At 63.6% G+C, this 25,576-nt stretch carries 22 protein-coding genes and 2 tRNA genes; 20 read left to right on the top strand and 4 right to left on the bottom strand.

What is annotated here, in order from left to right; all coding sequences use genetic code 11:
• Positions 1–433 precede the first annotated feature (433 nt).
• From OC537_RS04290 to OC537_RS04220, 15 genes are all read left to right on the top strand, one after another.
• Positions 434–509 (top strand) — tRNA-Asn (locus OC537_RS04290).
• Between the two features lie 2 nt (positions 510–511).
• A tRNA-Asn gene (locus OC537_RS04285) sits at positions 512–587 on the top strand.
• Between the two features lie 310 nt (positions 588–897).
• Entirely contained in the window at positions 898–2,334 is a 1,437-nt protein-coding gene (locus OC537_RS04280) for a circularly permuted type 2 ATP-grasp protein (RefSeq protein ID WP_262109704.1), read from the top strand.
• Entirely contained in the window at positions 2,328–3,254 is a 927-nt protein-coding gene (locus OC537_RS04275) for an alpha-E domain-containing protein (RefSeq protein ID WP_106887085.1), read from the top strand. The genes OC537_RS04280 and OC537_RS04275 overlap by 7 nt, the downstream gene beginning before the upstream one ends.
• Positions 3,251–4,051, top strand: coding sequence for a transglutaminase family protein (locus tag OC537_RS04270; RefSeq protein WP_262109702.1), 801 nt, complete (start codon positions 3,251–3,253; stop codon positions 4,049–4,051). Before OC537_RS04275 ends, OC537_RS04270 begins: the two co-directional genes overlap by 4 nt.
• A 31-nt stretch (positions 4,052–4,082) precedes the next feature.
• Positions 4,083–4,784: a peptidase gene (locus OC537_RS04265; protein WP_262109700.1), complete on the top strand. Its 702-nt coding sequence runs from the start codon at positions 4,083–4,085 to the stop codon at positions 4,782–4,784.
• A gap of 87 nt (positions 4,785–4,871) precedes the next feature.
• Positions 4,872–5,357 (top strand): YqhA family protein, encoded by a 486-nt coding sequence (locus tag OC537_RS04260; RefSeq protein ID WP_106887087.1) that lies wholly within the window; start codon positions 4,872–4,874, stop codon positions 5,355–5,357.
• A 122-nt stretch (positions 5,358–5,479) separates the two neighbouring features.
• A complete protein-coding gene (locus tag OC537_RS04255; protein WP_262109697.1) occupies positions 5,480–5,929 on the top strand; it encodes a hypothetical protein in 450 nt (149 codons plus the stop codon).
• 4 nt (positions 5,930–5,933) lie between these two features.
• Positions 5,934–8,927, top strand: coding sequence for a YncE family protein (locus tag OC537_RS04250; RefSeq protein ID WP_262109695.1), 2,994 nt, complete (start codon positions 5,934–5,936; stop codon positions 8,925–8,927).
• Complete coding sequence (locus tag OC537_RS04245) at positions 8,927–9,751, top strand: FTR1 family protein (RefSeq protein ID WP_234677441.1); 825 nt, start codon at positions 8,927–8,929, stop codon at positions 9,749–9,751. The genes OC537_RS04250 and OC537_RS04245 overlap by 1 nt, the downstream gene beginning before the upstream one ends.
• 79 nt (positions 9,752–9,830) lie before the next feature.
• Positions 9,831–11,252 carry an NAD(P)/FAD-dependent oxidoreductase gene (locus OC537_RS04240; RefSeq protein WP_262109692.1) on the top strand — a complete coding sequence of 474 codons (1,422 nt, stop codon included), beginning with the start codon at positions 9,831–9,833 and terminating at the stop codon, positions 11,250–11,252.
• A 169-nt stretch (positions 11,253–11,421) separates the two neighbouring features.
• The gene (locus OC537_RS04235) at positions 11,422–11,994 is read left to right on the top strand and encodes a hypothetical protein (protein WP_262110555.1); all 573 of its coding nucleotides are present in this window, start codon (positions 11,422–11,424) and stop codon (positions 11,992–11,994) included.
• A 106-nt stretch (positions 11,995–12,100) separates the two neighbouring features.
• On the top strand, positions 12,101–13,363 hold the full coding sequence (locus OC537_RS04230) for a hypothetical protein (RefSeq protein WP_262109690.1): 1,263 nt from the start codon (positions 12,101–12,103) through the stop codon (positions 13,361–13,363).
• Between the two features lie 87 nt (positions 13,364–13,450).
• Positions 13,451–15,097 carry a hypothetical protein gene (locus tag OC537_RS04225; protein ID WP_262109687.1) on the top strand — a complete coding sequence of 549 codons (1,647 nt, stop codon included), beginning with the start codon at positions 13,451–13,453 and terminating at the stop codon, positions 15,095–15,097.
• Between the two features lie 116 nt (positions 15,098–15,213).
• Positions 15,214–16,416: a Bcr/CflA family multidrug efflux MFS transporter gene (locus tag OC537_RS04220; RefSeq protein WP_163137305.1), complete on the top strand. Its 1,203-nt coding sequence runs from the start codon at positions 15,214–15,216 to the stop codon at positions 16,414–16,416.
• Positions 16,417–16,497: 81 nt separating this feature from the next.
• Here the strand turns inward: OC537_RS04220 and OC537_RS04215 are convergent, their stop codons facing one another.
• The 3 genes from OC537_RS04215 to OC537_RS04200 form a co-directional block, all read right to left on the bottom strand.
• The gene (locus OC537_RS04215; RefSeq protein ID WP_262109683.1) at positions 16,498–17,061 is read right to left on the bottom strand and encodes a pyridoxamine 5'-phosphate oxidase family protein; all 564 of its coding nucleotides are present in this window, start codon (positions 17,059–17,061) and stop codon (positions 16,498–16,500) included.
• 29 nt (positions 17,062–17,090) lie between these two features.
• Positions 17,091–18,518, bottom strand: a complete 1,428-nt coding sequence (nhaD, locus tag OC537_RS04210) for a sodium:proton antiporter NhaD (RefSeq protein ID WP_262109681.1) — start codon at positions 18,516–18,518, stop codon at positions 17,091–17,093.
• Between the two features lie 265 nt (positions 18,519–18,783).
• A complete protein-coding gene (locus tag OC537_RS04200) occupies positions 18,784–19,257 on the bottom strand; it encodes a DUF4357 domain-containing protein (RefSeq protein ID WP_025326602.1) in 474 nt (157 codons plus the stop codon).
• A gap of 152 nt (positions 19,258–19,409) precedes the next feature.
• Between OC537_RS04200 and OC537_RS04195 the strand changes: the two genes are divergently transcribed.
• The 5 genes from OC537_RS04195 (at position 19,410) to OC537_RS04175 (ending at position 24,637) form a co-directional block, all read left to right on the top strand.
• Positions 19,410–20,084 carry an ABC transporter ATP-binding protein gene (locus tag OC537_RS04195; protein ID WP_262109676.1) on the top strand — a complete coding sequence of 225 codons (675 nt, stop codon included), beginning with the start codon at positions 19,410–19,412 and terminating at the stop codon, positions 20,082–20,084.
• A gap of 21 nt (positions 20,085–20,105) precedes the next feature.
• Positions 20,106–22,538 carry an ABC transporter permease gene (locus tag OC537_RS04190; protein ID WP_262109674.1) on the top strand — a complete coding sequence of 811 codons (2,433 nt, stop codon included), beginning with the start codon at positions 20,106–20,108 and terminating at the stop codon, positions 22,536–22,538.
• A complete protein-coding gene (locus tag OC537_RS04185) occupies positions 22,535–23,602 on the top strand; it encodes a lipocalin-like domain-containing protein (protein ID WP_410050455.1) in 1,068 nt (355 codons plus the stop codon). The genes OC537_RS04190 and OC537_RS04185 overlap by 4 nt, the downstream gene beginning before the upstream one ends.
• A 298-nt stretch (positions 23,603–23,900) precedes the next feature.
• Positions 23,901–24,371, top strand: coding sequence for a hypothetical protein (locus OC537_RS04180; RefSeq protein ID WP_262109672.1), 471 nt, complete (start codon positions 23,901–23,903; stop codon positions 24,369–24,371).
• 8 nt (positions 24,372–24,379) lie between these two features.
• Positions 24,380–24,637 carry a hypothetical protein gene (locus OC537_RS04175; RefSeq protein ID WP_262109670.1) on the top strand — a complete coding sequence of 86 codons (258 nt, stop codon included), beginning with the start codon at positions 24,380–24,382 and terminating at the stop codon, positions 24,635–24,637.
• Between the two features lie 142 nt (positions 24,638–24,779).
• Here OC537_RS04175 and OC537_RS04170 read toward each other — a convergent pair whose 3' ends face one another.
• The gene (locus OC537_RS04170; RefSeq protein WP_262109668.1) at positions 24,780–25,568 is read right to left on the bottom strand and encodes an alpha/beta fold hydrolase; all 789 of its coding nucleotides are present in this window, start codon (positions 25,566–25,568) and stop codon (positions 24,780–24,782) included.
• Between the last annotated feature and the right edge of the window lie 8 nt (positions 25,569–25,576).

The following is a 25,576-nucleotide window of genomic DNA, read 5'->3' as shown; positions in this document are numbered from 1 at the left end:
CCGAGCCGGCCCGATAATTCGATGGGCAGGATCAAGAAATGGCCATTACCCCGCATTATTGTCATCGATAGCTCGCATATCGCCGATTTTCCCAGCCATCCTTTCAGTTACCCGGTCATCACGAACCTGTATCTTCCCCGCATCCCTCGACCATCACCTTAGAGGCAAGTCCATCGAGAGGCACATGCATCACCACCCCCTCCATGATCGGCTTATCCATTGCCGCGCCCCCTCCAGGTCGGGGGCGCGCCTTCACGGCCAGCTCAACCGTGGCTGCAGGCAGGGCATCTCAAGCTGCTGATTGTGCTGAAAATAGTCCACAACGCCCAAGTTTTGGGCAAACGGGCCGAAAAGCCATTTTTCCGTGGAATGGCGGGTTGACACCCGTCCGGGGGATCATTAATATCCGCTCCGTCTCGACGAGACAGGCAATTCCTCCTTAGTTCAGTCGGTAGAACGGCGGACTGTTAATCCGTATGTCACTGGTTCAAGTCCAGTAGGAGGAGCCAATTCCCTCGTAGTTCAGTCGGTAGAACGGCGGACTGTTAATCCGTATGTCACAGGTTCAAGTCCTGTCGAGGGAGCCATCTTCTAAAGCCCAGTCTCAGGACTGGGCTTTTTCGTTTCCCCTGCCCCAGCGCGGGGCAAGGCGAAGCTGCGCGGCCTCCCCTCCCTGTCCGCCTCTGCTCATCGTACCTGGGGCGCTGCCACAAGATGACGCAGGACTACCCTCTCTGGGGTACCAGTCTGGTGCAGCGTCCTTTCCCCCTTGATGACAACGCACTCATCCTTCTGATTTATCAGTATAAAATTACTGATACCGGCCTTCATAGCGACTCGATTGACTGGCACAGCCCTTGCAATTCCTGACCTCAGGGACGTCACAAGGAGTTGCCTATGCTACCCATCAAGCCGCCCGGACCCGGTTGCTACGACGAGATGTTGCTCGCCAACAACCAGTTTCGCGATCACTACCACGCCTATCTGGCGTGGCTGCACCAGACCGACGAGAAGAGCATAGAACGCAAGCGTGAGGAGGCCGATCTGCTGTTTCACCGGGTCGGCATCACCTTCAACGTCTATGGGGATGGGGACGGCGCCGAGCGCCTCATCCCGTTCGACAGCATTCCCCGCATCATTCCCGCCCAGGAGTGGCAGCATCTGGACAAGGGGATCCGCCAGCGCGTCACCGCCCTCAACGCCTTCCTGCACGACATCTATCACGATCAGCGCATCCTGAAGGCGGGGGTGATCCCGGCCGCCCAGATCCTCACCAATGCCCAGTACCAGCCCTGCATGCAGGGGGTCGACCTGCACCGCAACACCTATGTCCACATCACAGGGGTCGACATCATCCGCAACAGCGACGGTGACTACTACGTGCTGGAGGACAACCTGCGTACCCCCTCCGGGGTCTCCTACATGCTGGAGAACCGCAAGATGATGATGCGCCTCTTCCCGGAGCTGTTTCACAACCAGCCCATAGCGCCGGTGGAGCGCTACCCGGCTCTCTTGCTGCAGACCCTGCGCGAGAGCAGCCCGGTGGACAACCCCTGCGTGGTGGTGATGACCCCTGGCCGCTTCAACAGCGCCTACTTCGAGCACAGCTTCCTCGCCCAGCAGATGGGGGTGGAGCTGGTGGAGAGCGCGGATCTGGTGGTCAAGGATGGTCAGGTGCTGATGCGCACCACCACTGGGCTGAAACGGGTGGATGTCATCTATCGCCGCATCGACGACGACTACCTGGATCCCCTCGCCTTCAACCCGGACTCCCTCATAGGCGTGCCGGGCCTGCTCTCTGTCTACCGCGCCGGCGGCGTGGTGCTGGCCAATGCCATCGGCACCGGGGTCGCCGATGACAAGTCCATCTACCCCTATGTGCCGGAGATGATCCGCTTCTACTTGGGAGAGGAGCCCATCCTCAACAACGTCCCCACCTGGCAGTGCCGGGAACCCGATGCTCTGGCCTATGTGCTGGCGCACCTGGAGGAGCTGGTGGTCAAGGAGGTCCATGGCGCCGGCGGCTACGGCATGCTGATCGGCCCCTGCGCCAGCCGCGAGGATCTGGCCCGTTTTCGCGAGCTGCTCAAGGCTAGGCCCGACAACTACATAGCCCAGCCCACCCTCTCCCTGTCTACTTGCCCCACCTTCGTCGAGGCGGGCATAGCCCCCCGCCACATCGACCTGCGTCCCTTCGTCCTCACCGGCCAGGAGCTGCGCCTGGTGCCGGGCGGCCTGACCCGGGTCGCCCTGACCGAAGGCTCCCTGGTGGTGAACTCCTCCCAGGGCGGCGGCACCAAGGACACCTGGGTCATGGAGGGCAACCCATGCTGAGCCGCACCGCAAGCGAACTCTACTGGATGTCCCGCCACCTGGAGCGGGCGGAGAACACGGCGCGCATGCTGGACGTCACCCAGACCATGTCGCTGATGCCCTCCATCGACGCCGATCACAGCGAGCTGCTGGCCCCCCTCACCATCAGCGGCACCCACGAGCCTTTCCTGGCGCGCTACGGCCAGGTGAACATGGAGAACCTGCTGCAATTTTTCTGCTTCGACGAGGAGAACCCGAGCAGCATCTTCAGCTGCCTGCGCATGGCCAGGGACAATGCCCACGGGGTGCGCGGCAAGATCCCGGGAGAGGTGTGGGAGAGCATCAACGCCGCCTGGATAGAGATACGCAGGCGCCGCAAGGCGGGGCTTTCCAGCGGCCAGGCCCAGGAGTTCTTCGACTGGATCAAGGAGCGATCCCACCAGTTCCGTGGCGCCACCTACGGCACCATGATGCGGGGGGACGTGCTCTGGTTCCTGCGCCTTGGCACCTTCATCGAGCGGGCCGACAACACGGCGCGCATCCTCACCGTCAAGTATCAGGTGATCCGGGAGGACGAGGACAGCGTGCGCGAATTCTACCGCTGGAACGCCCTGCTCCGCTCGGTGGGTGCATACGAGGCGCACCAGACCCTCTACAAGACCCTCTCCCACGCCTCCATCGCCGAGCTGCTGATCCTGCGCAACGAGGTGCCGCGCTCCCTGCGCGCCTGCCTCGACGAGATGGAGCACATCCTGGCCCAGATCGAAGGCAACGCCGGCCAGGCGCCGCGCCGCCTCACCACCATACTCAACGCCCATCTGACCTATGGCGCCATCGAGGATGTGTTCGCCCTCGGCATGCAGGCGTACCTGAGGGACTTTCTCAGCGACATCGGCGCCATCGGCCAGAGCATCCACGCCGCCTACCTGGAGGTATTATGAGACTCATCATCGATCACCAGACCCGCTACCACTATGCCGACGTGGTACGCCGCAGCACCCAGTACCTGCGCCTGACCCCCCACAGCTCGGCCCGCCAGCAGATCCTCTCCTGGCAGCTGGAGCTGCCGGGTGAAGCCACCTGCACCACGGACGGTTACGGCAACATACTGCACGTGCTGAGCCTGGAGTCCCCCCACGAGGGGATCCTCATCCGCGCCCGTGGCGAGGTGGAGATCCGCGACGATGCACAGGAGGACGAAGAGCACTCCCTCATCTCTCCCCTGAGCTACCTGAGGCCCACCACCCTTACCTGCCCAAGCGAGGCCCTGCGCGCCCTGGCGCAGGAGTGCCTGCCCTCCGAGCCGACCCAGGCCGACCTGCAGGGCCTGATGGCGCGCATCCTGGCCCGCATGCCCTATCAGCCGGGCAGCACAGACGCCACCTTCAGCGCCGACGAGGCCCTCGCCTCGGGCAGCGGCGTCTGTCAGGACCACACCCATGTCTTCCTGGCCTGCTGCCGCCACGCCGGTCTGCCGGCCAGGTACGTGAGCGGTTACCTCTACAGCCAGGACAGCAGCCACGTGGCGATGCACGCCTGGGCCGAGGTGTGGATTGAGGCGCGCTGGCACACCTTCGATGTCACCAACCTCACCTGCTCCGCCAACGAGCACCTCAAGCTCGCGATCGGCATGGACTACCTGGATGCCTGCCCGGTGCGCGGGGTGCGCTACGGCGGCGGCTGCGAGCAGTTGCAGAGCCAGGCGCGGGTCACCCGCCTGGATGGGCAGCAGCAATGAGGGCCCAGGGAGTGCTGGCGGGAGGGCCGCCATGACCTATTGCGTCGCCATGTGCCTGCAAGATGGCATCGTCTTCGCCTCAGACTCGCGCACCAATGCGGGGGTGGACCACATCGCCACCTTCCGCAAGCTGCACCTCTTCACCCGGGAGGACAGGGTGCTCGTGCTGCAAAGCGCCGGCAATCTGGCCACCACCCAGAGTGTCATCAGCCTGCTGACGGAGGGGCAGGAGCTTCTTGCCCTCCCCAGCCTGTACGAGGTCGCGGCCCTCATAGGCCAGACCATACGCACCGTCATCAGCCGGGATGGGGGCCAGCAGCAGGGGCATGTCAACTTCGGCTGCAACATACTGCTGGGGGGGCAGATCCGGGGGGAGCGCCACCGCCTGTTCCACATCTACCCGGAGGGCAACTTCATCGAGGCGGGCCCGGACACCCCCTACTTCCAGATTGGTGAGAGCAAGTACGGCAAGCCCATCATAGATCGCATCATCCAGTACGAGACGCCGCTCCAGACCGCCATGCAGTGCACCCTCATCTCCATCGACTCGACCCTGCGCAGCAACCTCTCGGTGGGCCTGCCCCTGGATGCGCTCGTCTATTCCGAAGGGAGCTTCTCGGCGGCACAGCTGCACCGCATCACAGAGCAGAACCCCCACTTCCAGGCCCTGCGCAAGGCCTGGGGCGAGGGGTTGCAACGGCTGTTCCGAGAGCTTCCCCCCTTCCCCCTCTGAACGGGCGAGGGAGCGCCGTGGCGCTTTCCCGCCCCCCTCTTTCCAGATATTCTGGCTGCCATTCGCTTCCCTCTCGATGGAGTCCCCATGCGCCGCTTCAACTTCATGCTCAACGGCAGCCGGCTGATGATGTTCCCCTTCTATGTCTGCATCCTGGTCTGCGTCGCCCTCTTGATGGTGAAGTTCGCCATGCAGCTCTATGTGCTGTGCCGCGACATCATCGAGATCGACTATCTGGATCTCATCACTGGGGTGCTCACCCTGGTGGACTTCGTGCTGGTGGCCCAGATGCTGATCCTGGTGGCCATCTGCGGCTATGTGCAGTTCATCAAGACCCCGGAGCAGCGGGCGGCCCTGGGGGACAACTGGCTCAGCAAGATCAACTTCGCCTCCCTCAAACTCATCGTCATCAACTCCCTGGTGACCATAGCCGGCATCGAAGTGCTCAAGGCCTTCCTGGAAGACGGCACCGGCAACGAGATAGAGATGAAGTGGTCTGTCATCGTCTTCCTCGCCTTCTCCACCGCCGCCCTCATCTACGCCATCACGGAGCGGCTGGCTGATCACAAGTGACCCGGCCCTGATTTCATTCAGGATCTATTCATCAGTGGCCGAATTGATAACTCTTTTCATTACCCTTACCCCATTGTAAACTTGCTCGCCCCGGGCCGAACCGCCCGGGTGCTGGAGCACCTATGACAAGCCTTTCCCTCTCACCGCGACACCTCTGGCAATGGCTGGCCTATCACCATCAGGCCGCCGAGGGCTCCCTCTACCTGATGTTCTTCTCCGGCCTGCTGCTGTGGGAGCCACTGACCCCTGTCTGGTCCCTGGCACGCTGGAACCTGTTTCTCCATGTGATGCTCTCCCTCTCCCTGTTTCCCCTGTTGTTTGGCGCCTTCTGGCTCTCCCATCGCAGCCTGCTGAACAAGAGCAGCAAACCCTTTCTGCGCACCACGGGCCGCATCATCGAAGCCTTGCTGCTGGTCTGTCTGGCCAGCGGCCTGCTGCTGGTGCTGCACGGCACCCCGGGGGACAGCCTGGGCAACCTCGCCAGCTGGGCCCACTGGCTGAGCGCTCTCGCGTTGACGCCCTTGGTGCTGCGCCACGCCTGGCGCTGGACCATCTTGAGATGGCGTGCCTGATCCTATGTTGAAGCTGCTCTTCTCCTGCCTACTCGCCCTCTCCATGCTGCTGGGCAGCACCCTTGCCAGCGCCCAGGAGATGGGCACGGCCATGATAGCCTATGACGAGGGCGACGCCCCTCGCCTGCTGGTGGCCAACCAGAGCGCGGGCTCGGTCACCCTGCTTGAGCGCGAGAGCGGCAAGCGGCTCAAAGAGGCGCAGCTGGGGGGCGATCTGCGCCAGCTTGCCCGCGCCGATGACGGCACCCTGCTGGTCACCGATTACAGTGGCGATCGCCTGCTGCTGCTGGACGAAGATCTCGACCTGGAGAGGGCGATCCCCACCGGCCATAGACCCTATGGGGTCATCTTCGATCCCAAGCGACGCTGGTTCTGGGTCACGCTGTTTGAGGTGGGCCGCCTGCAGGCCTATGACAGCGCGGGCAAGCTGCAGCTGGATGTGGCCACTGCCGAGACCCCGCGCGGGCTGGCGCTGACCGACGATGATCGCCTGCTGCTCACCCACGCCATGACGGGCCAGCTCGCCATCTATGATCTCGCCAAGCTTGGCAACGGCGCCAAGGGCGCCGCCTTACCCAAGCCCAAACTCATTACCTTGGCCGAGACCCATAGCGATACGCCGAGCGACTCTCAGGGATTGCCACGCCTGCTGGACGGCATCGCCCTCTCCCCCGATGGCAGCGAAGCCTGGCTGCCTCATGTGCTCTGGAGCTTCGACCACCCCTTCCAGTTCCAGAGCACCGTCTTTCCGGCCGTCTCCATCATAGATCTCGATGAAGAGAAAGAGCGGGTAGATGAAAGAAAGCAGCTCTTCTTGCAGATCAATCTGCCAAGCGTCGGCAACCGCAGCCAGATTGTCTCCAACCCCTTCGCCGCGCGCTTCGCCGCCGATGGCAAGCGGGTCTACCTGACCCTGGCAGGTTCCGAGGACTTGCTGGTGTTCGACTTGTCCCGCAGCGGCAAATCCAACAGCAACCGTCACAGACGCAAGAAGTTCCAGGGGGGCGCCAAGGCGACCCAGCTCTTGCGCCACCTGCCGGGCCAGAACCCGCGGGACTTGCTGATCGACGGCGACCACATCCTGGTGCACAACGTCATGGGGCAGGATCTCACCCGCCTCCATACCGGCGGCAGCGGCCCCTTCGCCCGGGTCACCGTCGATGTGCCCCACTTCGCCAGGCTGGTAGAGACGGATCCCCGCCCCGAGCCCCTCAAGCGTGGCGAGCGGCTATTCAACCTGGGCAACACCGCCGCCAATGCCCGCTTCCCCATGGCCGGGGACAACTGGATGAGCTGCAACTCCTGCCATCTGGACGGGTTCAACTTCACCAACCGCCATCTGATGGCGGCCCATCGCCAGAAGAGCGGCGACAACGCCATCAACGGCCACGCCAACCTCGCCAACATGGTGGCGGGGGACTTCGTCGGCGAATACCTGCGCATGACCCAGCAGACCCAGGGCGGCATGGGCCACGACGGTCGCGATGGGGCCGAGACTGTGGATCCCGTCAAGCCCCAGCCCGAGGTGAAGGCCATGATGGAGGATCTGCATGCTTTCGTGACCGCCGATGGCAACCTCCCCTATCTCGCCAACTGGCTGCGACTCGATGCCCCGCGCAGGGATCCCACCAAGGCGCCGACGACCCACCCAAAGGAGTGGCTCAACTCCGCCTCCTGCCAGAACTGCCACAGCCAAGCGTTCAAGGATTGGAGCGAGAGCAACCACAGGCTGATGGGCAACTCACACCCCTACTATAAGGTGGTGCAGGCGCTGGCCCGCGAAACAGAAGGCGAGGCCTTCGGTCAGTGGTGCCAGGGCTGCCATATGCCCCAGCAAGTCATGACCGGCCAACTCGATCTGCCCAAGGGCTCCCACATGTTCGAGCAGGGGGGCGCCTCCCTGATTGCCGCCCACAAGGCAGGCGAGCCCGTGGTGGAGGAAGGGACAGGCTGCGTGCTCTGCCATCGCATCACAAGGCTCGAAGACGCCGGCGGCAACAGCGCCTTCACGGTGAACCTCAAAGACCGCGAGAGCTATGTGTTCGAGGATGCCCCGGAGGGCAGTGCCCGCCACTGGCTGGCAGAGCGGCAGATCAACGCCCGTCCCGCCATGCACAAGGCCTCCTACCAGAAGGATTTCTACCAGGATGCGGCCCTGTGCAAGTCCTGCCACAACGAGTTTGCCCCGGGCAGCGGCGCCAATATCGTCAATACCTGGGACGAGTGGGAGAACTCCAGCTTCGCCAAGGCGGAGGATCCCGCCAAGCGGCGCAGCTGCATCGACTGCCATATGAACCCCGAGCCGGGCAACGGCGGCGCCCCTGTGGCAGGCCAGTCCACCGAAAACGGCACCATGAAGGCGCGCCTCTATCGCCACAACTTTACCGGCGCCCAGCACCAGCTGGTGGGGCTGCGAAATCCAGACCTTGAGCAGGAGAGCCTGGCGCTCTTGCGCTCAAGCGCGACCCTCTCTGCCCGCATCGAACAGGCTGCCGATGGGCAGCAACTGGTGGTGCGGGTCGCCAATACAGGCGCGGGCCACGCCCTGCCCACCGGAGTCGCCGATTTTCGCGAACTCTGGCTGGAGCTGACCGTCACAGACGCCAGCGGCAAGCTGGTGCTCAGAAGCGGCCAGCCGGTGGAGGGCGCAGTGCCCGAGGATGCGCGCTTGTTCCGCAAGGTATTCGGCGATGCCGACGGCAAACCGGTGGGGCTCAAGTTCTGGCGCTACGCCAAGCTCCTGGAAGACACCCGCATTCCGGCCGATGGCTGGCGCGATGAAGCCTGGCCGCTGCCAGCGGATGCCAAGGGGCCCTTCCAGGCCGATATCAGACTCAATTTCCGCACCTACCCCAAGTGGGTCAGTGATGCGGTGCGCGCCGCCGAGCCAAGCCTGCCGGCGCCACCCATAGTGCTGCTCACGCGTCTACAACTCAATCGGTTGCAACTGACCTTGCATCCCCTCCCCATCACGCCCGACACGGAGCCTCAATCCTGATGTTTGCAAGTTTTCTCATTACCCTGCGCGAGGGGCTGGAAGCCTTCCTGCTGGTGGGCATCTGCCTCTCCTACCTCGCCAAGCTGGGGGCAAGCCGCTACAACAAGTTCATCTATCTGGGGGTGGGGCTGGGTTTGATCGCCTCCCTCGTGGTCGCCTTCCTGTTCCAGGTGGTGGTGAGCCAGTTCGAGAGCGAACGTTACAACCACCTCTTGATGGCGGGGATACTGATCTTCGCCACCCTGGTGCTCACCTATATGGCGGTCTGGATGCAAAAACAGGCCAAATCCCAGGTCGGGGCCATGACGGCGCGCATCGATGCCGCTGTCGACGGCGGCAACCTGTTCGGTCTGGTGCTGCTCGCCTTCCTCGCCGTGATGCGGGAAGGCTTTGAAACCGTGCTCTTCTTCTCGGCCCTGGTCTATTCCGGGCAAGGGGTGGATCTGCACGAGGGACTGATGGGGGCGCTGGCGGGGCTGCTGGTCTCTGTGGTGCTGGTGTGGGGGCTGCTGCGCTCCACCCGCAAGGTGGCGCTGGCCCCCTTCTTCCGCTGGACCGGGCTGCTGATCATCATCATAGCCGCGGGGCTGCTGTCGTCCGCCGTCAACATGTTGCAGGCGGCGGACGTTATCACCTTCTGGACCACGCCCGTGTTCAACATCAGCCACATCCTCGACGATCAGGGGGTCTTCGGCACCTTCCTGCGCGCCCTGTTTGGCTACAATGCCTCACCGGCCGGCTTGCAGTTGCTGACCTGGGCCACCTATCTGGCTATCTTTGTCACCCTCTGGCATCGCAGCTATCGTCCTCGGGTGCAGGGATAAACCCGCCCCAGTTGCAACCCCATTCGGGGGCCGCGCCCTGGCGCGGTCCCCTTAGATATCAAGCCGTTTCGGAACACTCATGAGCGACAACAACAAGAAGATTGCGGTACTGGGTGCCGGTCCCGCCGGTCTGATGGCCGCCTGGCGCCTGTGCCAGGCCGGTTTTGCGGTCACCCTGTTCGAGCAGGAGAGCGTGGTGGGGGGCATGTGCGCCACCCAGACCTTCAAGGGGCGCGACGGCGACTATCGCTTTGACTACGGCGGCCACCGCTTCATCACCAAGAACCCCGAGCTGCTCGCCTTTATCGACGAGCTGATGGGGGAGGATCTGCTCCACGCAGAGCGAAAGAGCGTGATCCGCTTTGGCGGGCGCACCTATGACTACCCCTTGAACCTCACCAACCTGCTGAGGACTGCCCCCCTAACCCTGATGGCGGGGGCGGTGAAGGATCTGCTGCTGTTGCCCTTTGCCAAGAAGCCTGACGATTTCGCCAAGGCAAGCTTTGCCGAGTGGATCCAGAGCCACTTCGGCCGCACCCTCTACCGCCAGTTCTTCGAGGGTTACACCGGCAAGCTGTGGGGCATCAACCCGGACAAACTCTCCGCCGACTGGGCCGGTCAGCGCATCAGTCTCATCGATTTGAAAGACGTGGCGCGCCGCCTGCTACCAAGACGCAAGGGCAACCTCTCGGTGCGCACCTATGCCCGCAAATACCGTTATCCAAAGTATGGTTTCGGCCAGATCTTCACCACCCTGGGGGAGCGGCTGGTAGCAGAAGGCGTGACGGTCAAGACAGGCGCCACCATCAGCCGCCTCGAGCAGGTCGATGGCCGCATTGAGCGGGTCTATTGGCAACAAGAGGGTATTGAGCAGAGCGAGCACTTTGATCAGGTGATCTCCACCCTGCCGCTGCCGCTCACCTGCCAGCATCTGGGCTTGCCGTGCGATCTCCACTACCGATCCTTGCGCTTCGTCAACATGCCGCTTAAACAGGAGAACCTGTCGGACAACACCTGGCAGTACCTCTCCGACCCCCATATTCTGGCGACCCGCCTGCAGGAGCCGCGCCGCCGCAGCCCCTTTATGGCGCCACAGGGCCAGACCTCGGTGATGCTGGAGATCCCCTGCAATCCGGGGGATGCCACCTGGCAGGCTCCACTGGCCGAGCTGCGGGGCCGGGTGACAGAGGATCTGGCAACGCTTGGTGTAGATACCGCCAAACTTGGCGACGAGACCTTCGAGGCCCGCAGCGAGTACGCCTATCCCCTGATGGATCTCGGCTATCAGGCGCGCCGCAACGCGGCCATTCAAGCGCTGATGCCGATTGGCAACCTCATCATGACAGGTCGTCAGGGGACGTTTCGCTACATCTTCACCGACACCGCCATGGAGATGGGGATGATGGCCGCTGACATGGTGATCGACGGGGTGGACAGACGCCATGCCATCTTCAATCATCGCAACGAAAATACCGTGATCGAAACCCAGAGCGTGGCGTAGCAACAGGAACAACCCCCTCCCGGCCTCCCTCTTCGAAAGGGAGAGGTGCTTTACCGACGTTGTCAGCAACGCGATTTGCTCCCTCCCCTGACAAGGGGAGGGTCGGGGTGGGGTCCAACTCATCAGGACTGGCGCCATGCCGTCAGGACAAATCAACAAGGAGAACAGGATGACCATACGCCACGGCTTGATCGCCCTCGCCCTACTGACGGGCCCGCTGCTGACCCTCAGCGGACAGGTGCAGGCATACTCCTACGCCGCCGCCGGCAAGGAGCCGCTGATCGATGCGCGCGAGGCGCTGCTCGGCGCCGCCACTGACGGCAAGGATGCCAGCGCCACCTTGAGCGAGATTGCGGACGAGCTGACCTATCTGGAAGAGCACCACAAGGTGACACTGCAAGCGCCCCTGGCCGCCGCCATCAAGGGGAAAGATGCCGCCGCCACAGCCGCTTTGCTCAACCGTGCCTACAAGGCGGAGATAGAGCGTCGCCTCGAGGGGGCTAGCCAGAATCTCGGCGATTACCAGACCGCCAAGGTGCTGGTGGTCAAGAGCAAGCGCTTCCTGGATCTGATCCTCCCCTCCCTCGGTGAAGGGGATCGCAAGGCCGCCGAACAGGCGTTGGCCAGGGTGCTGGATGCCATCGGCAACCCTGGGGTGTTCGGGGTGGGTGCCAAACCCGCCGATGCTGCCGCCTTCGCAGAAGCCGAGAAAGCGCTGATGGCCGTGCTGGCGCCGCTCTGATGACATCTCATCGATGATGACGGCCCCCCTCATCCCCGGCCCTTCTCCCGCAAGGGGAGAAGGGGGGAGTCACCACGGCCGATTACGCTTCGCGCGTCGACCCTACTTGCTGATCCTTCTGCAACTGGTCTGGACGGGCTGGCTATTTACCTTCCCTGTGGCCCTCGATTCCGACGATGCCCTGAACTTCGCCCACGGGGTGATGCGCTTTAGCGTGCTGGAGTTCTCCCCCCACTTTCCGGGCTACCCCGCCTTTATCTGGCTGGCGCGGCTGATCAATCTGACGGTGGACAACCCCGCCGCTGCGGTGCAGTGGGCGAGCCTCCTGGGCACAGCGCTGATAGCGCCGCTCACCGCCTGGCTGGCGGTGAGATTGTGGCAGCGTCCAAGCCTGCTCGCCCCCGTCTGGCTGCTGGTGCTGGCCCTGCCGCTCACCCCGACACTGGCCCTCTCCGGCCTCTCGGACGGGCCGGCGCTCGCCGCCTGGCTCGGGGCGCTGCTGGCCTTGCAGCATCGCAAACCGGCGCTGGCCGGTCTGCTGCTGGGGCTCTTGCTGGCGCTGCGCCCCTCCTATTTTGTGCTGGCCCTGCTGCCGCTCTGGCTGGGGATAGAGCACAAGGGTGAGCGGCGCAAGTTTCTGTTTCCCATCGCCCTGGTAGGGCTGATAAGTCTGCTCTTTGTCTGGCAGGCCGATGGCTGGGCCTATTTTGGCGAGGGGCGGCGCTTTACCGACGGCCACTTCACTCTGTGGGGCAACACGGCGGCGGCCCACGGCGATCGGCTGCTAAGCTGGGCGCGTACTTTCAATGAGCAGCTGGCCCCGATCTGGCCCCTGCCGATGGGAGCCCTGCTGGTGCTGCCGCTCTGGCAAAGATCAAAAGACCAAGCCACCGCCCTCTCCCCGCTCTGGACCCTCTACTGGCTCGCCCTGCTGCTCTGGACCCTGTTTGGCCAGAACCCGGACAATCCCCGCCATCTGGCCCCCCTCACCCTGCTCGGCATAGTGCTGCTGGCGGGCAGGTTGCCGCTATGGGGCGAGCGACCTGCCATGCTGGGGGCCCTGTTGCTGCTGATGAGCACTCTCACCCCGCCTGCCGCGCCCGCCATGGTGCAGGCCGCCCGACTGGCCGAACGGACCTGCCCGGCCCTGGTGACCCAGTGGGGGGTACGGCTGCTTAGGGAAACCACGGCCCTGCCGGTGACCGATGGCTGGTACCAGGGGGATGCGGCCCTTGCTCTCACCCAGGGGGCCTGCCGCCTCAGCCGCCGCCCCATAGCGCAGAGCGAGATGCCGCTCCCCCACCAGGCGCACTGGTTTGCCCCCCGCTTTGGCGCCGAACCCGGCCTCTGGCTCGCCATACCACGCTGACAGGCGCAGGGCTCTGGCCCAAACGCGTCGCTGCGCCAGCTGACTCGTCTACACTCACTGCGCATGGGCGTGGCAGGGAGAGGATGCATGAAGGGAGGCAAGGAGTGGGCACTGGTGCCCCTTGTCCTGGCGCTGGCCAGCGCGCTCCTGGTGTTGCCAATCTGGCTGCAGGGGGGCACTCAGGGGCACGATCTGTTCCACCACCTGCTCTCAGGCCACTATTTTGCCCGCCAGCTGTGGCAGGGGGAGCTCTACCCCCGCTGGCTGATGGCCATGAATGGCGGCTTTGGCAGCCCCACCTTCTTCTTCTATCCCCCGCTCCCCTACTACGTCAGCGCCCTCTTTGCCGGCCCCGCCGCCCCCGCCCAGCAGGCCATCTATCCCCTGCTCGGCAGCGCCACCCTGGCGCTGCTGCTCTCGGGCGCGTTCGCCTATCTGTGGCTGCGCGCCACCACACCCCCGGGCCGGGCCCTGGCGGTCAGCCTGCTCTACCTGATCCTGCCCTATCACCTGGCCATGGATCTCTATGCCCGCTTCGCCCTGGCGGAGTTCTGGGCCTTCGCCTGGGCGCCGCTTATCCTGCTTGGCCAGGATCTCGCCCATCGCGGCCTGCGCCAGGGCCTGCCCCTGCTGATCCTGGGGCTGGCGCTGCTGGCCTTCTCCCACCTGCCCAGCCTGCTGCTGATGATGGGTCTGGTCAGCGTGCGCGCCCTCTGGTTCGCCTGGCGATCCCGCACCCTGGCGCCCTGCTGGATAGCCCTGGGGGCTCAGGGGCTGGGGCTTTGCATGGCGGCCGCCCTGCTGCTGCCCGCCCTGGCGGATCAGGGGGCCATCTCCATGGAGCTGATGCGCGGCGGCATGTTCGACTTTCGGCGCAACTTCCTCGACCGCCTGCCCTCGGGCTGGGGAGACTGGCGCTTTCGCGGCCACCTGGCGTGGCAGAGCCTGCTGACCCTGGCCCTGCTGCTCATCGCCTGGGCCGCCGCCCGCGAGCCGCGCCACCCAGAGCTCCTGTGCTGGGGGGCGCTCGGGGTGGGGGCCTTCCTGATGATGCTGCCCCTGAGCCAGCCCCTCTGGAGCCTGCTGCCCCCCCTGCAACGGGTGCAGTTTCCCTGGCGGCTCAATCTCATCCTCACCCTGGCCACGGTCGCCGTGGTGGCGCTCGGCACCCCCACTCACCGCCCCTGGCAATGGCTCTGGTGGGGAACACTCCTGCTGACCCTGATCACCACCCTCGCCTACGTCCGTCACGCCCCCCTCACCCAGGCCCCCACCCGGGAGGCCATGGCCTTCGAGTTCGACAGCAAGCGCAGCGCCCGGGAATACAGACCAAGAATGGTGCCGGGGGGCATGTTCGCCCCGACCCTGCTCGCCTGGAAGGACGAGTTCCAGCCCCCGGTGAGCGCCGAACCCCCGGGCGCCAGCTGGACAGTGCACCGCTGGCAGCCCAGGGCCCTGACCCTGGCGGTGACGGCGGCGGTGCCGACCCGGCTGGTCCTGCACCAGTATGATTACCCCGGCTGGCAGGCCTGGCTCGACGAGCGTCTGATGCTGACAGTGGGTGCCAATCCCCAGGGCCTGATGCAGCTCTGGGTGCCGGCGGGCAGCCACAGCCTCACCCTCAGGCTGACGGCGCGCTGGCCCGAGCGGGCAGGCAATGCCCTCTCCTTGCTCGGGTGGCTGGGCTGGCTGCTGCTTCTGTGCCACCACAGGGCGAGGCGTCCGGGGCGCTGATCCCGCCGCAGATCTGACCTCAAGGGCCGGGGCAGGATAGACCTGCTCAAGCCTGCCAAAGCTGATAGACTCAACACTCGCCCCTTTTCCCGGCCCTGCCACGACTCGGATACCCTATGCCTCAAGCCACCCCCCTCTCTCCCCGCTTCCTGTTCATCCTGCTCGGCGCCCTGGCGGGCCTGACCCCGCTCGCGGTGGATATGTACCTGCCCGCCATTCCGGCCATAGCCCGGGATCTGGCCACCAGCATAGACGGGGCCCAGCTCACCATCAGCGCCTTCCTCGGCGGCTTCGCCATCGGCCAGCTGTTCTACGGGCCGCTCGCCGACAGCTTCGGCCGCAAGCCGGTGATCCTGGCGGGACTGACGATGTTCGCCGTGGCCTCTGTGGGTTGCGCCATGGCCGACTCCCTGCCGGAGCTGCTGGCCTGGCGTATGCTGCAGGCCGCAGGGGGCGCGGCGGGATCCGTGGTGGTCAATGCCCTGCTGCGAGATCTGTTCGAGAAGGATGCGTTTTCGCGGGCCATGTCTTTCGTCATCCTGGTGATGACGCTGGCCCCCCTGGTGGCCCCGGTGGTGGGCGGCTACATCAGCGCCCACAGCGATTGGCGGGTGATCTTCTGGCTGCTGGTGGGGGTGAGCCTGCTCATCTGCGTGGTGATGCAGTGGAAGATCCAGGAGACCCTCAAACCCGAACACAGGCAGCCCCTCAAGCTTGGCCAGGTGCTGCGCAACTACTGGGGCGTGCTCTCCCACCGCGGCGCCATGGGCTATGTGCTGTGCGGCGCCCTGTCGAGCTCCGGCATGTTCGCCTTCCTGAGCGCCTCCCCTTATGTCTATATCGAGTATTTCAAGGTACCGACCGAGCACTACGGCTGGCTCTTTGGCCTCAACATCCTGCTGATGATGGTGGTCACCTTCGTCAACAGCCGCCTGGTGAAGGGGGTGGGCGCCGAGCGCATGCTGCAATACGGCCTGACTGTGCTGCCGCTGGCCGGGGCCCTGCTTATCTATAACGCCTGGAGCCAGACCGGGGGCCTCTGGGGCATCGTCATCCCCGTGGTGCTCTTCGTCGGGCACATCAGCCTGGTGGGGGCCAACGCCATGACGGGCCTGATGGGCCACTTCCCACAGTCGGCGGGCACCGCCTCGGCGCTCGCGGGCACACTGCGCTTTGGCATAGGCGCCGTGGTGGGCATTCTGGTCAACCTCAATCCCCCCGAGTCGCCGCTGCCCATGGCCATCGCCATCGCCGCCTGTGGCCTGGGCTCGGCGCTCAGCTACTGGCTGCTCACCGGCAAGCGTGCCAGGGCAGCCTGACGCTCCCTTTGGCTCACTGCTTGCCGACACGAAAAAGCCCTGTCCACCGGACAGGGCTTTTTGCATCAGGGGCGCGGGCCCTCAGGCGTCTGCCGGCAAGCCGCTGCGGGCCAGGATCTCGCTCTCCACGCCATCCAGGCTCAGCTGATTCTTCTTGCGCCAGTAGGCCTCTATGCCCTCCTTGCCCTGGCGGGTCGACCAGTTGGCGAGATCCTCCCTGTCCCCCTGGTAGTCAAACAGGGGCACCGACATGCCGCAGGAGGTCTGGACCCGTTCAATGTCGAGCAGGAAGATCTGACGGGCCGCCACGCTGGCCGGGAAGCGCGCCAAGGCCGTCTCCCAGTCCGGGTCACCGCGATGCAGCACCCGCGCCTGACCATAGGCCCGCAGTATCATGGGCGCCCCCTCGAAGGCGCAAAACATCACCGTCATGCGCGGGTTCTGCAGCACATGGGCCGCCGACTCGTTACCGCTGCCGGTCAGGTTGAGCCAGGCCAGGGTATGGGCATCGAGAATGCGCAACGAATCCCCGCCCTTGGGGGAGAGGTTGACCGTGCCCTCCGCCGCCGTGCCGACAAAATAGATCTTCTGCGCCTCGATAAAGGCCACATGGCGCGGCGAGAGCGCCTCGAACAGTTGTCCCATAGTCCCTTCCCTTGCAATCTTCATGGTGCTCAGAACAGGGCGCTGTTGAGCCACAGATGCGCCCCTATGCTGACCATATAGCCAAGCAAAATAGCAGGCAACCACTTGAGATGGCCAACGAAGGTATACATGCCCCTGGCCTGCCCCATCAGAGCCACACCGGCGGCGGAGCCGATGGAGAGCAGGCTGCCCCCCACCCCCGTGGTCAGGGTCACCAGCAGCCACTGCCCGGTCGACATCTGCGGCTCCATCGACAACACGGCGAACATCACCGGAATGTTGTCGATGACGGAGGAAAGCAGGCCTATGACCACATTGGCCTGGGTCGGATCCCCCTGATAGAGGAGCTGGGACGCCAGCGCCAGATACCCCATGAAGCTGAGCCCGCCGACGCACATCACCACCCCGTAGAAGAAGAGCAGGGTGTCCCACTCCGCCTTGGCAATCTTGTTGAACACATCGAACGGCACTATGGAGCCGAGGCGCAGCAGCCGCGCCTCGTCACCGGTGCGCTCATAGAGGGCGCGCTCTCGCGCCAGGACACCAGGCTGGGTCTTGCGCAGGTAGAAGCCGAAAAATTGCAGATAGCCCAGTCCCGTCATCATGCCGAGCACCGGGGGCAGTTGCAGGAAGTGATGGCAGGCGACGGCCGTCCCTATGGTGAGGAGGAAGAGCAGCACTATGGTAACGGCCCCGCGCCTGAGCGTCACTTCCTCGTCCAGCACCCTGGGGGCATGGCGCGGCACCATCAGGCTCATCAGGAGGGCCGGGATCAGGAAGTTGAGCAGGCCGGGGATGAAGAGCGCGAAGAACTGGCCGAAGGGCACCTTGCCCGCCTGCCACACCATCAGGGTGGTGATGTCGCCAAAGGGGCTGAAGGCGCCGCCGGCATTGGCCGCCACTACGATGTTGATGCAGGCCAGGTTGATGAAGCGGCGATCCTCGTTGGCCACATTGAGCACCACAGTGCACATCAAAAGCGCAGTGGTGAGGTTGTCCACTACGGGGGAGATGAAGAAGGCCAGGAACCCGGTGAGCCAGAACAGGGTGCGCAGGCTGAGCCCGGCCCGCACCAGGCGGGCGCGCAGGGCGGCAAACAGCAGCCTGTCCTCCATGGCGTTGATGTAGGTCATGGCCACCAGCAGGAACAGCATCAACTCCCCGTATTCCAGCAGGTTCTGGCGAAACCCCTCGTGGGCCAGGGGGCTCAGCCCCGCGTCCGCATAGACGACGCCAATGGCTATCCAGATGATGCCGGCGGCGATCAGCACCGGCTTGGATTTTCGCAGCTTCAGGTACTCTTCGGCCATCACCAGGAGGTAGGCGAGCACGAAGATGACGAGGGCAAAGAGGCCGACGCCGCTGTGGGTCAGGGCTAGGGGACCGCCCTCGGCCAGGGCGGGACCGCAAAACAGGCAGAGCCCGGACAAGGGGGCAAGGCGTGAGGATCCAGACATGAGTGCGCGTCTCTTGAGAACTGTCTGGCATTGAGGCTAGCAGTGGACAGGGAAGTCACCCTCATCCCTATCCGGATGATCGAGCCACCCGCCTCGGTCGGGCAGGCGGCGTGGCTCAGGGGGCATCAGGGGGATTTTTTGCCAAAACCGGATTGCTTGAGGGTGTAGCCGGCGCTGTTTTGCCAGGCATCCAGCCCGCTTCTGTTGTTGCCCGCCGCCCGCCTCGGCCGGGCAGGCGGCGTGGCTCAGGGGGCATCAGGGGGCATCAGGGGGATTTTTTGCCGAAACCGGATTGCTTGAGGGTGTAGCCGGCACTGTTTTGCCAGGCGTCCAACCCGCTTCTGTTGTTGCCCGCCACCAGACTAGCGGCCAGGCTCGGGCTGTTGAACAGCTGATCGGCGCTGAACACGAAGCCCCCCTCGGCTCGGGGCACAAGCACCCCCTTGGCCAGCAGCTCCTGGCGCAGCTCGATCACCGCCTCGCGCAAGGAGGCTGCATCCTCGCCGTTGGCGGTGGAGCCCGCCTGCACCATGAAGCCGGGGTTCTGCCGCTTGCCCACCGGATAGCCATGGGCCTCGGCCCCCTTGCCGTTGAAGTGGTAGAGCTCGCGCTCGCCGGGCTTGTTGTCGGAGAGCGCCTTTTGCAGGGTCATCAGCTCGTTGTAGATATCGATGGGGACCACGGCAGCCTGCTTGGCCCCCTTGCTGTCGACGATAAAACTGACTTGCTTGTGTAACATCCTTGCTCATCCTGTGACCCATGGAAGCCCCTATTCTAACCACCTCTGGCAAGCGGGATCCAGCAAGGATCCTCATCCCTTTTGCAGGCGCGATCACTAACTGGCATAGTGACTGACATTGTGAAAGCCATTGGCCATCAACCGGTTATCCCATGCTCAATCTGCGCAACCTCGGTAAACACTTCGCCAACGGCGGTGAGACGCTCCCCCTGTTTGCCGGGCTGGATCTCAAGCTCAACCCCGGCGAAACCTGTCTGCTGCTGGGGCAGAGCGGCTGTGGCAAGTCCACCCTGCTCAACCTCATCGCCGGTCTCATCCCCCCGGATGAGGGGGAGATCTGGCTGGGAGAGACCCGGCTCGACACCCAGTCCCCGGACGAGCGGGCCCGCTTGCGGGGCCGGCATTTTGGCATCGTCTATCAGGATTTCAACCTGCTGCCGACCCTCACTGTGCTGGAGAACCTCTGCCTGCCCCTGGAGATAAACCACCTGCCCCGCGACATGGCGCGCCTCGATGCCCTGCTCGAACGCCTGGGAATGAGCCACAAGCGCCACGCCTGGCCGGAGCAGCTCTCCGGCGGCCAGCGCCAGCGGGTGGCCCTGGCCCGGGCCCTGGTTCACCGGCCCCAATGGCTGCTCGCCGACGAGCCCACCGGCAGCCTCGATGAACACAACGCCGAGCAGGTGATGGGGCTGATGATGGCGGCGGTGCGGGACACCGGCGCAGGGCTCTTGCTGGTGAGCCACAACCCCGGCTATGGCGCCCTGGCAGACAGGGTGCTGCGCCTGGAAGGGGGGCAGTTGCTCGAGGCCGGACCCCATGGGTAACGCCCACCGCCGGGATGCATCATGCTGCCGCTGAAGGCGCTGCTGCGCCTCTATCGCGCCCACCCCTGGCTGCTGCTGATGAGCCTGGCCGGGCTCATGCTGGGGGTCACCCTGGTGGTGGCCATCGAGCTTTTGAACCACAGCGCCCGCACCAATTTCGTCGCCGCCCGCAGCCAGCTCGCGGGGGAAGCGAACTACCGCCTGGCCCCGAGCGGTGGCCTGGATGAGGGGCTCTACGTTCGGCTGGTGCGAAGCCAGCCGGATCTTGACGCCATGCCCCAGTTGCACGCCTGGCTCAAGGATGAGCAGGGGCGCAGCTTCCAGCTGCTGGGGATGGATCTCTTCAACCCAGGCCCCCTGCGCCGACTCTTTGGCGAGCAGCCGGGGCGCGAACCCGACTTCACCCTGAGTCGCACCGACAGTGTCTGGCTTTCGGCCCCCGAGGCGAAACGCCTCGGCTGGTCCCCGGGGCAGTCGCGGAGCTTTATGCTGGGCGCCGAGGCGGACAGCGCCCGCACGTTGACCCTCACCCTGGCGGGCACCTTCGAGCCGGGCGCCGTCCCCATGGAGCGGCTGCTGGTCACCGACATAGGCCTGGCCCAACCCCTGCTTGGCAAGGCAGGAAGGCTGGATCGCATCGTCTTCAAGTTAAGCGATGAAGAGGCCAATGCCTTGCAAAGAGCCTTGCAGGCTGCGCTGCGATCCGAGTTCCCCCATCAGCCGCTCTGGCTCGAGCCCATCAGCCCGGCCCTCGATGCCAGCCAGCTCGGGGATGCCCTGGCCCTCAACCTCAGTGCCCTCTCCCTGCTCGCCATGGCGGTGGGATTGTTTCTGGTGTTCAACGCCCAGCGCTTCGTACAGAGCGTGCGCCGCCCCCAGCTCGCCCAGCTCATCATCCTGGGGATGCCGCCAAGCCGGGTACTCCACTATCTGTCCCTAGAGCTGCTCATCCTCGCCACCATAGGCACCCTGCTCGGGCTGCTGCTGGGCAGCCTCTTGGCGCTGGCCCTCATGGGGCAGCTCACCCAGGCGCTGGCAGACCTTTATGGCCCCAACCCCATCGATCTGCTGCGCCTCTCCCCGACCAGCCTCATCAAGGCGCTGCTGATAGGCCTGGCTGGCACCCTTGCCGCCAACCTCCCCGGCTGGTGGCAGTTGCTGCGCCAATCCCCTCTTGAACTGCGGGAGGGGAGCAGCCGCCCGCCGGTTCATCCCTGGCGCAGGCGTCTGCTCGCCATCGCCATACTGCTGCTCTGCGCCCTCTGTCTCTTGTTGCCGCAGACCGGCCTGGGGGGCGCCCTCTTCGTGGCCGGAGGCTGGCTGCTCGCCATGGCCCTCGCCCTGCCCGATGCCCTGCGCGCCCTGCTGGGGCGGCTGCGCGGGCACGGCCCCCTCAGCGTCCGGCTCGGGGTGGCCGAGACCCAATACCATCTGGATCGCACCGCCATCGCCGTGATGGCGCTGCAACTTGCCATAGCCGCGGCCATCGGCATCGGGGTCATGGTGTCGAGCTTTCGCTCGAGCGTGGAGATCTGGCTCGGCCAGCGGCTCGCCGCCGACCTCTATGTCAGCGCCCCCAAGGGGGTGGCAGGCAGCAGAGGCCAGCTGAGCGAGCAGACCCTGACCGCTATCCTGGCCGAGCCGGACGTGCGTGCCGCCTCGCGCCGCGCCGTGCATCCCGCCCGCTGGCAGGGGCAGCCCATAGAGTGGGCGCAGATGGACTTTATCCCCGAGCTCAAGGCTGCCTACCCCTTGCTGGCCGGGCGCTGGCCCGCCACCCCCGACGAGGTGCTGGCGAGCGAGCCGCTCACTGTGCGCCTCGGAGTCAGAGTGGGTCAGACCCTGGATGTGACGAGCGAAGGGGGGCCAAGGCGGCTCACCGTCACCGGCGTCTATCAGGATTACGGCAGCGACAAGGGGCAGATACTGCACGCCTTCGAAGGGGGCAAGGTGCAATCCCTCGCCCTCTTCAGCACGGACCCCGAGGGCCTAAGCGATCGGCTGCGCGCCCGTTTTGGCGAGCGGGTGAACCTGCTGCCCGCCCCCGCCATCCACGCCGCGGCGCTTAAGGTGTTCGATCAGACCTTTGTGGTGACCGAGCTGCTGAAATTGCTGATCCTCGGCATCGCCTTCGTCGGCATAGGCTCGGCCTTTATGGTGCTGGGGCTGGCCAGGCGCGGGGAGTTGCAGACCCTGCAGAGCCTTGGGATTGGCCCCCGCCACTGCCGCCGCCTGCTGGTGTGGCAGGGGGCGGGATTGGGGCTGCTCACGGCGCTGCTGGCCCTGCCGGTGGGCTATGGCCTCGCCTGGGTGCTGATTGAGGTGGTCAACCCCCGTGCCTTTGGCTGGCGCCTCGCCTTCGAAGCCGCCCCGCTGCACGCCGTCACGGCGCTCTTGCTGGCCCCCCTGTGCGGGGCGCTCGCCTCCTGGTACGCCGCAAGGAGAGTGGTATGAAAAAAGTCTGGAAGTGGCCGCTGATGATCGCCTGCATCCTCCATGGCGCTGCGGTCGGTGCCAGCGATCTGGGCACCCTGCTCGGGGGCGGCAGCGATCAGTTCAGGAAAGCCGAGCCGGGTCAGCCCATCCGCTTGCCCACCGATCACGGCGCCCACCCGGACTACAGATCCGAGTGGTGGTATCTCACCGGCAACCTGAAAGACGAGCAGGGGCGCGACTACGGCATGCAGTGGACTCTGTTTCGGCAAGGTATCGAGCAGCAGAACACATCTGACAACCCCTGGCTCAGCCCCCAGCTCTGGCTGGCCCAGTTCGCCATCACGGATCTCGCCCGTGGTACCCACCGCCAGGATGAGCGCACCAGCCGCCAGGGGCCCGGGCTCGCCGGCGCCAGCGGCGGCGAATATTGGCTAAGAGAGTGGCGGCTGGCCTCTGAAGGGGAGTCGCTCTTTCCCGCCACCTTGAAGGTGCAGAGCAAGACGGGTGAGCTGAACCTCAAGGTGAGCGCCGCCAAGCCCGTGGTTCTGCAAGGCAAAGAGGGTTACAGCGAGAAGAGCCCGGGCAACGCCTCCTTCTACTACTCCTACCCGCGCCTGAATTTGAGCGGCACTTTGACCCTCGATGGGGAGACCCGCGCCGTCACAGGCCAGGGCTGGTTCGATCATGAGTGGAGCAGCTCTGTGCTGGCGGACTGGCAATCGGGCTGGGACTGGTTCTCCCTGCAACTGGCCGATGGCCGCGAGCTGATGCTGTTTCGCCTACGCACCAAGGAAGGTCGCCCCGAGCCTGAAAACCGCTACGGCATCCTGATCGAGCGGGATGGTAGCAGCCGGGTGCTCGCCCCGGAATCCATTGTCCTCACCCCCGGCAAGACCTGGCGCGGCCCCAAGGGCCAGCCCTACCCCGTCGAGTGGCAGCTTAAGGCCGCCGATTTGAATCTCGTTATCAAGGCGCGCCAACCCAATCAGGCCATGACCGGTCGTTTCGACTACTGGGAGGGGGCTGTGACTGTGGAGGGAGATGCCAAAGGGCTGGGCTATCTGGAAATGACGGGGTATTGAATACCTTGGAATCTGATCGGCTTCAAAAAATCATTCAGATTCCATACGTTGGGTACATTCTCACCCAACTAGATGGTTGATGGTTGATGGTTGATGGTTGATGGTTGATGGTTGATGGTTGATGGTTGATGGTTGATACTGTCTCCATATGGACACGTTTTCGCCTTACGACATATGATTTTTTCGTTGGTTTACCAGACCAAGAAAAATTCGCGAAACTCCGATTACGCTTCGCAATTCTAACCTACCGAGCTGTGATGAATCATGAGAGTTATATTTCAGATTATTAGGAGCCCTTATGAACAAGAAGATTGTACGGATAATTGCGAGTTCTATTGCTGCTATAGGAGTTATATGGATAGGGTTGTGGGCATTTAAGTCAGGTGCTGGTATAGGATTAAATGTCAAGTTCGCTGCAACTTCCGAGTGCAACGAAGACTACCCCCTCCTAATTACGGTTACAAATCGCCTTCCTATTGCACTTGAATATTATCAATTCAGAATAGAGGCAAAGAGACCTGGGCGTAGTAGTTTTGTACGCAATGAATCCATTAGATATGAAAGCGATGTGATTTTAAATGGATGGAGTTCTCATAGCTCTTGCTGGAAAGCTCCCTGGATAGACCTAGATAATATACCTGTATCTTTTGATGACGATTATGTGGCAAAGTATAAATCGAAAACAGAAAAGGACAATGAAATTCTAATTTGGTCTGTCGGTGTTAGGTATGCTCGTTGGGGAAGTATTACATTTGGTTATCGCTCATGAGGAATAACATGAAATTTGAGCTAAAGATTTGCAATGCTGAACATTCTTATAACGATGTAGAACTAGAAAAATACTATATTTACTTGATCGCTCTAAAAGATGATTTAATTCGTATTAATGACTTCTCGAATGTGACGCTAATAGATGAAACCTTTAGGTTTGAAGCACAGGCATCACTAAAGAAAGTTAAAATTTTAATTCAACCTTTATTAGATTCAAGTCTCAGTGATATGTTATGTTGTGAGCACCTAATTGAACTGTTATAGGACCGTAGGTTCTATGACGCTTCGCTAATCGAACCTACTTGAAATGTTCCAAACCGACGATCAATGGGATGGAAATAATATTCCCGTGTTGGGTTTCGCTTCGCTCAACCCAACCTACGCCTAACCTTCCCGATTAAATCGCTTACGCTGCAACCGTCTGGCTGGATATAAACGCCAACGACTGTCGATTAAAGTGCTCCGGCTGCTCAACATTGCAGACATGGCCGCAGTTTTCGATGATCTCGAGCTGGCTGTAGGGGTCGCGGGCCACCTGCTCGCGCACCGGGGCGAGGAACATATGATCCTCCTCCCCCATCACATAGAGGGTCGGGATCGGCAGGGCGCGCTCCTTGAAGTAGCGCATCAGGGGGTTCACCTCGGTGGCGAGGCGGAACCAGCGTTTGAACTCCTTCTGGCAGAGTTTGCGGGCCTCGCGTACGAAAAGGTTGCGGGACTCCTGATGGTGCTGGCGCGGCATGATGATGAAGGCGAACAAGCGGTAGAGCCACATGTAGGGCAGTATGTGCTGGCCGACCCGGCCAAGCTGCACCAGCACCCGGGAGCGGATGTCGAGGCGCAGTATGGCGCCGCCGAGCACCATGCTCTTGACCCGCTCGGGGCAGAGCTCGGCCAGGTGGCGAATGAGGATGGTGCCAAGGGAGATGCCGACAAAATGGGCGCGGGGAATGCGCAGGTGATCGAGCAGCCGCAGTATGTCCTCGGTCACGGCCCTGAAGCTGTAGTGCCCCTTCACCACCTGTTGCAGCTGGTTGGATTGGCCGTGGCCGCGAAGATCCAGCAGCAGCACGTTGAAGTGCTCCCGGTAGGCCCGCAGTTGCTTGAACCAGATGGAGGAGCTGCCGCCTGCGCCGTGCACGAACACCACCCAATCCCGATCGGGGCCAAGCTCAAAGGTCTTGTGGTACAACATCTTATGGG

It is taken from the genome of Aeromonas sp. Marseille-Q5825 (genome assembly GCF_946892685.1).
Taxonomy (GTDB): domain Bacteria; phylum Pseudomonadota; class Gammaproteobacteria; order Enterobacterales; family Aeromonadaceae; genus Aeromonas; species Aeromonas rivipollensis.
This window is presented reverse-complemented; position numbering and strand designations above follow the sequence as displayed.

Bases quoted from the DNA above. Each gene is read 5' to 3' on its own strand.
- OC537_RS04280 (WP_262109704.1), top strand. From the start codon at position 898: ATGCTACCCATCAAGCCGCCCGGACCCGGTTGCTACGACGAGATGTTG.
- nhaD (WP_262109681.1), bottom strand. From the start codon at position 18,518: ATGTCTGGATCCTCACGCCTTGCCCCCTTGTCCGGGCTCTGCCTGTTT.
- OC537_RS04220 (WP_163137305.1), top strand. From the start codon at position 15,214: ATGCCTCAAGCCACCCCCCTCTCTCCCCGCTTCCTGTTCATCCTGCTC.
- OC537_RS04255 (WP_262109697.1), top strand. From the start codon at position 5,480: ATGACAAGCCTTTCCCTCTCACCGCGACACCTCTGGCAATGGCTGGCC.
- OC537_RS04175 (WP_262109670.1), top strand. From the start codon at position 24,380: ATGAAATTTGAGCTAAAGATTTGCAATGCTGAACATTCTTATAACGAT.
- OC537_RS04265 (WP_262109700.1), top strand. From the start codon at position 4,083: ATGACCTATTGCGTCGCCATGTGCCTGCAAGATGGCATCGTCTTCGCC.
- OC537_RS04215 (WP_262109683.1), bottom strand. From the start codon at position 17,061: ATGGGACAACTGTTCGAGGCGCTCTCGCCGCGCCATGTGGCCTTTATC.
- OC537_RS04235 (WP_262110555.1), top strand. From the start codon at position 11,422: ATGACCATACGCCACGGCTTGATCGCCCTCGCCCTACTGACGGGCCCG.
- OC537_RS04180 (WP_262109672.1), top strand. From the start codon at position 23,901: ATGAACAAGAAGATTGTACGGATAATTGCGAGTTCTATTGCTGCTATA.
- OC537_RS04260 (WP_106887087.1), top strand. From the start codon at position 4,872: ATGCGCCGCTTCAACTTCATGCTCAACGGCAGCCGGCTGATGATGTTC.
- OC537_RS04185 (WP_410050455.1), top strand. From the start codon at position 22,535: ATGAAAAAAGTCTGGAAGTGGCCGCTGATGATCGCCTGCATCCTCCAT.
- OC537_RS04170 (WP_262109668.1), bottom strand. From the start codon at position 25,568: ATGTTGTACCACAAGACCTTTGAGCTTGGCCCCGATCGGGATTGGGTG.
- OC537_RS04200 (WP_025326602.1), bottom strand. From the start codon at position 19,257: ATGTTACACAAGCAAGTCAGTTTTATCGTCGACAGCAAGGGGGCCAAG.
- OC537_RS04225 (WP_262109687.1), top strand. From the start codon at position 13,451: ATGAAGGGAGGCAAGGAGTGGGCACTGGTGCCCCTTGTCCTGGCGCTG.
- OC537_RS04190 (WP_262109674.1), top strand. From the start codon at position 20,106: ATGCTGCCGCTGAAGGCGCTGCTGCGCCTCTATCGCGCCCACCCCTGG.
- OC537_RS04195 (WP_262109676.1), top strand. From the start codon at position 19,410: ATGCTCAATCTGCGCAACCTCGGTAAACACTTCGCCAACGGCGGTGAG.
- OC537_RS04240 (WP_262109692.1), top strand. From the start codon at position 9,831: ATGAGCGACAACAACAAGAAGATTGCGGTACTGGGTGCCGGTCCCGCC.
- OC537_RS04250 (WP_262109695.1), top strand. From the start codon at position 5,934: ATGTTGAAGCTGCTCTTCTCCTGCCTACTCGCCCTCTCCATGCTGCTG.
- OC537_RS04245 (WP_234677441.1), top strand. From the start codon at position 8,927: ATGTTTGCAAGTTTTCTCATTACCCTGCGCGAGGGGCTGGAAGCCTTC.
- OC537_RS04275 (WP_106887085.1), top strand. From the start codon at position 2,328: ATGCTGAGCCGCACCGCAAGCGAACTCTACTGGATGTCCCGCCACCTG.
- OC537_RS04270 (WP_262109702.1), top strand. From the start codon at position 3,251: ATGAGACTCATCATCGATCACCAGACCCGCTACCACTATGCCGACGTG.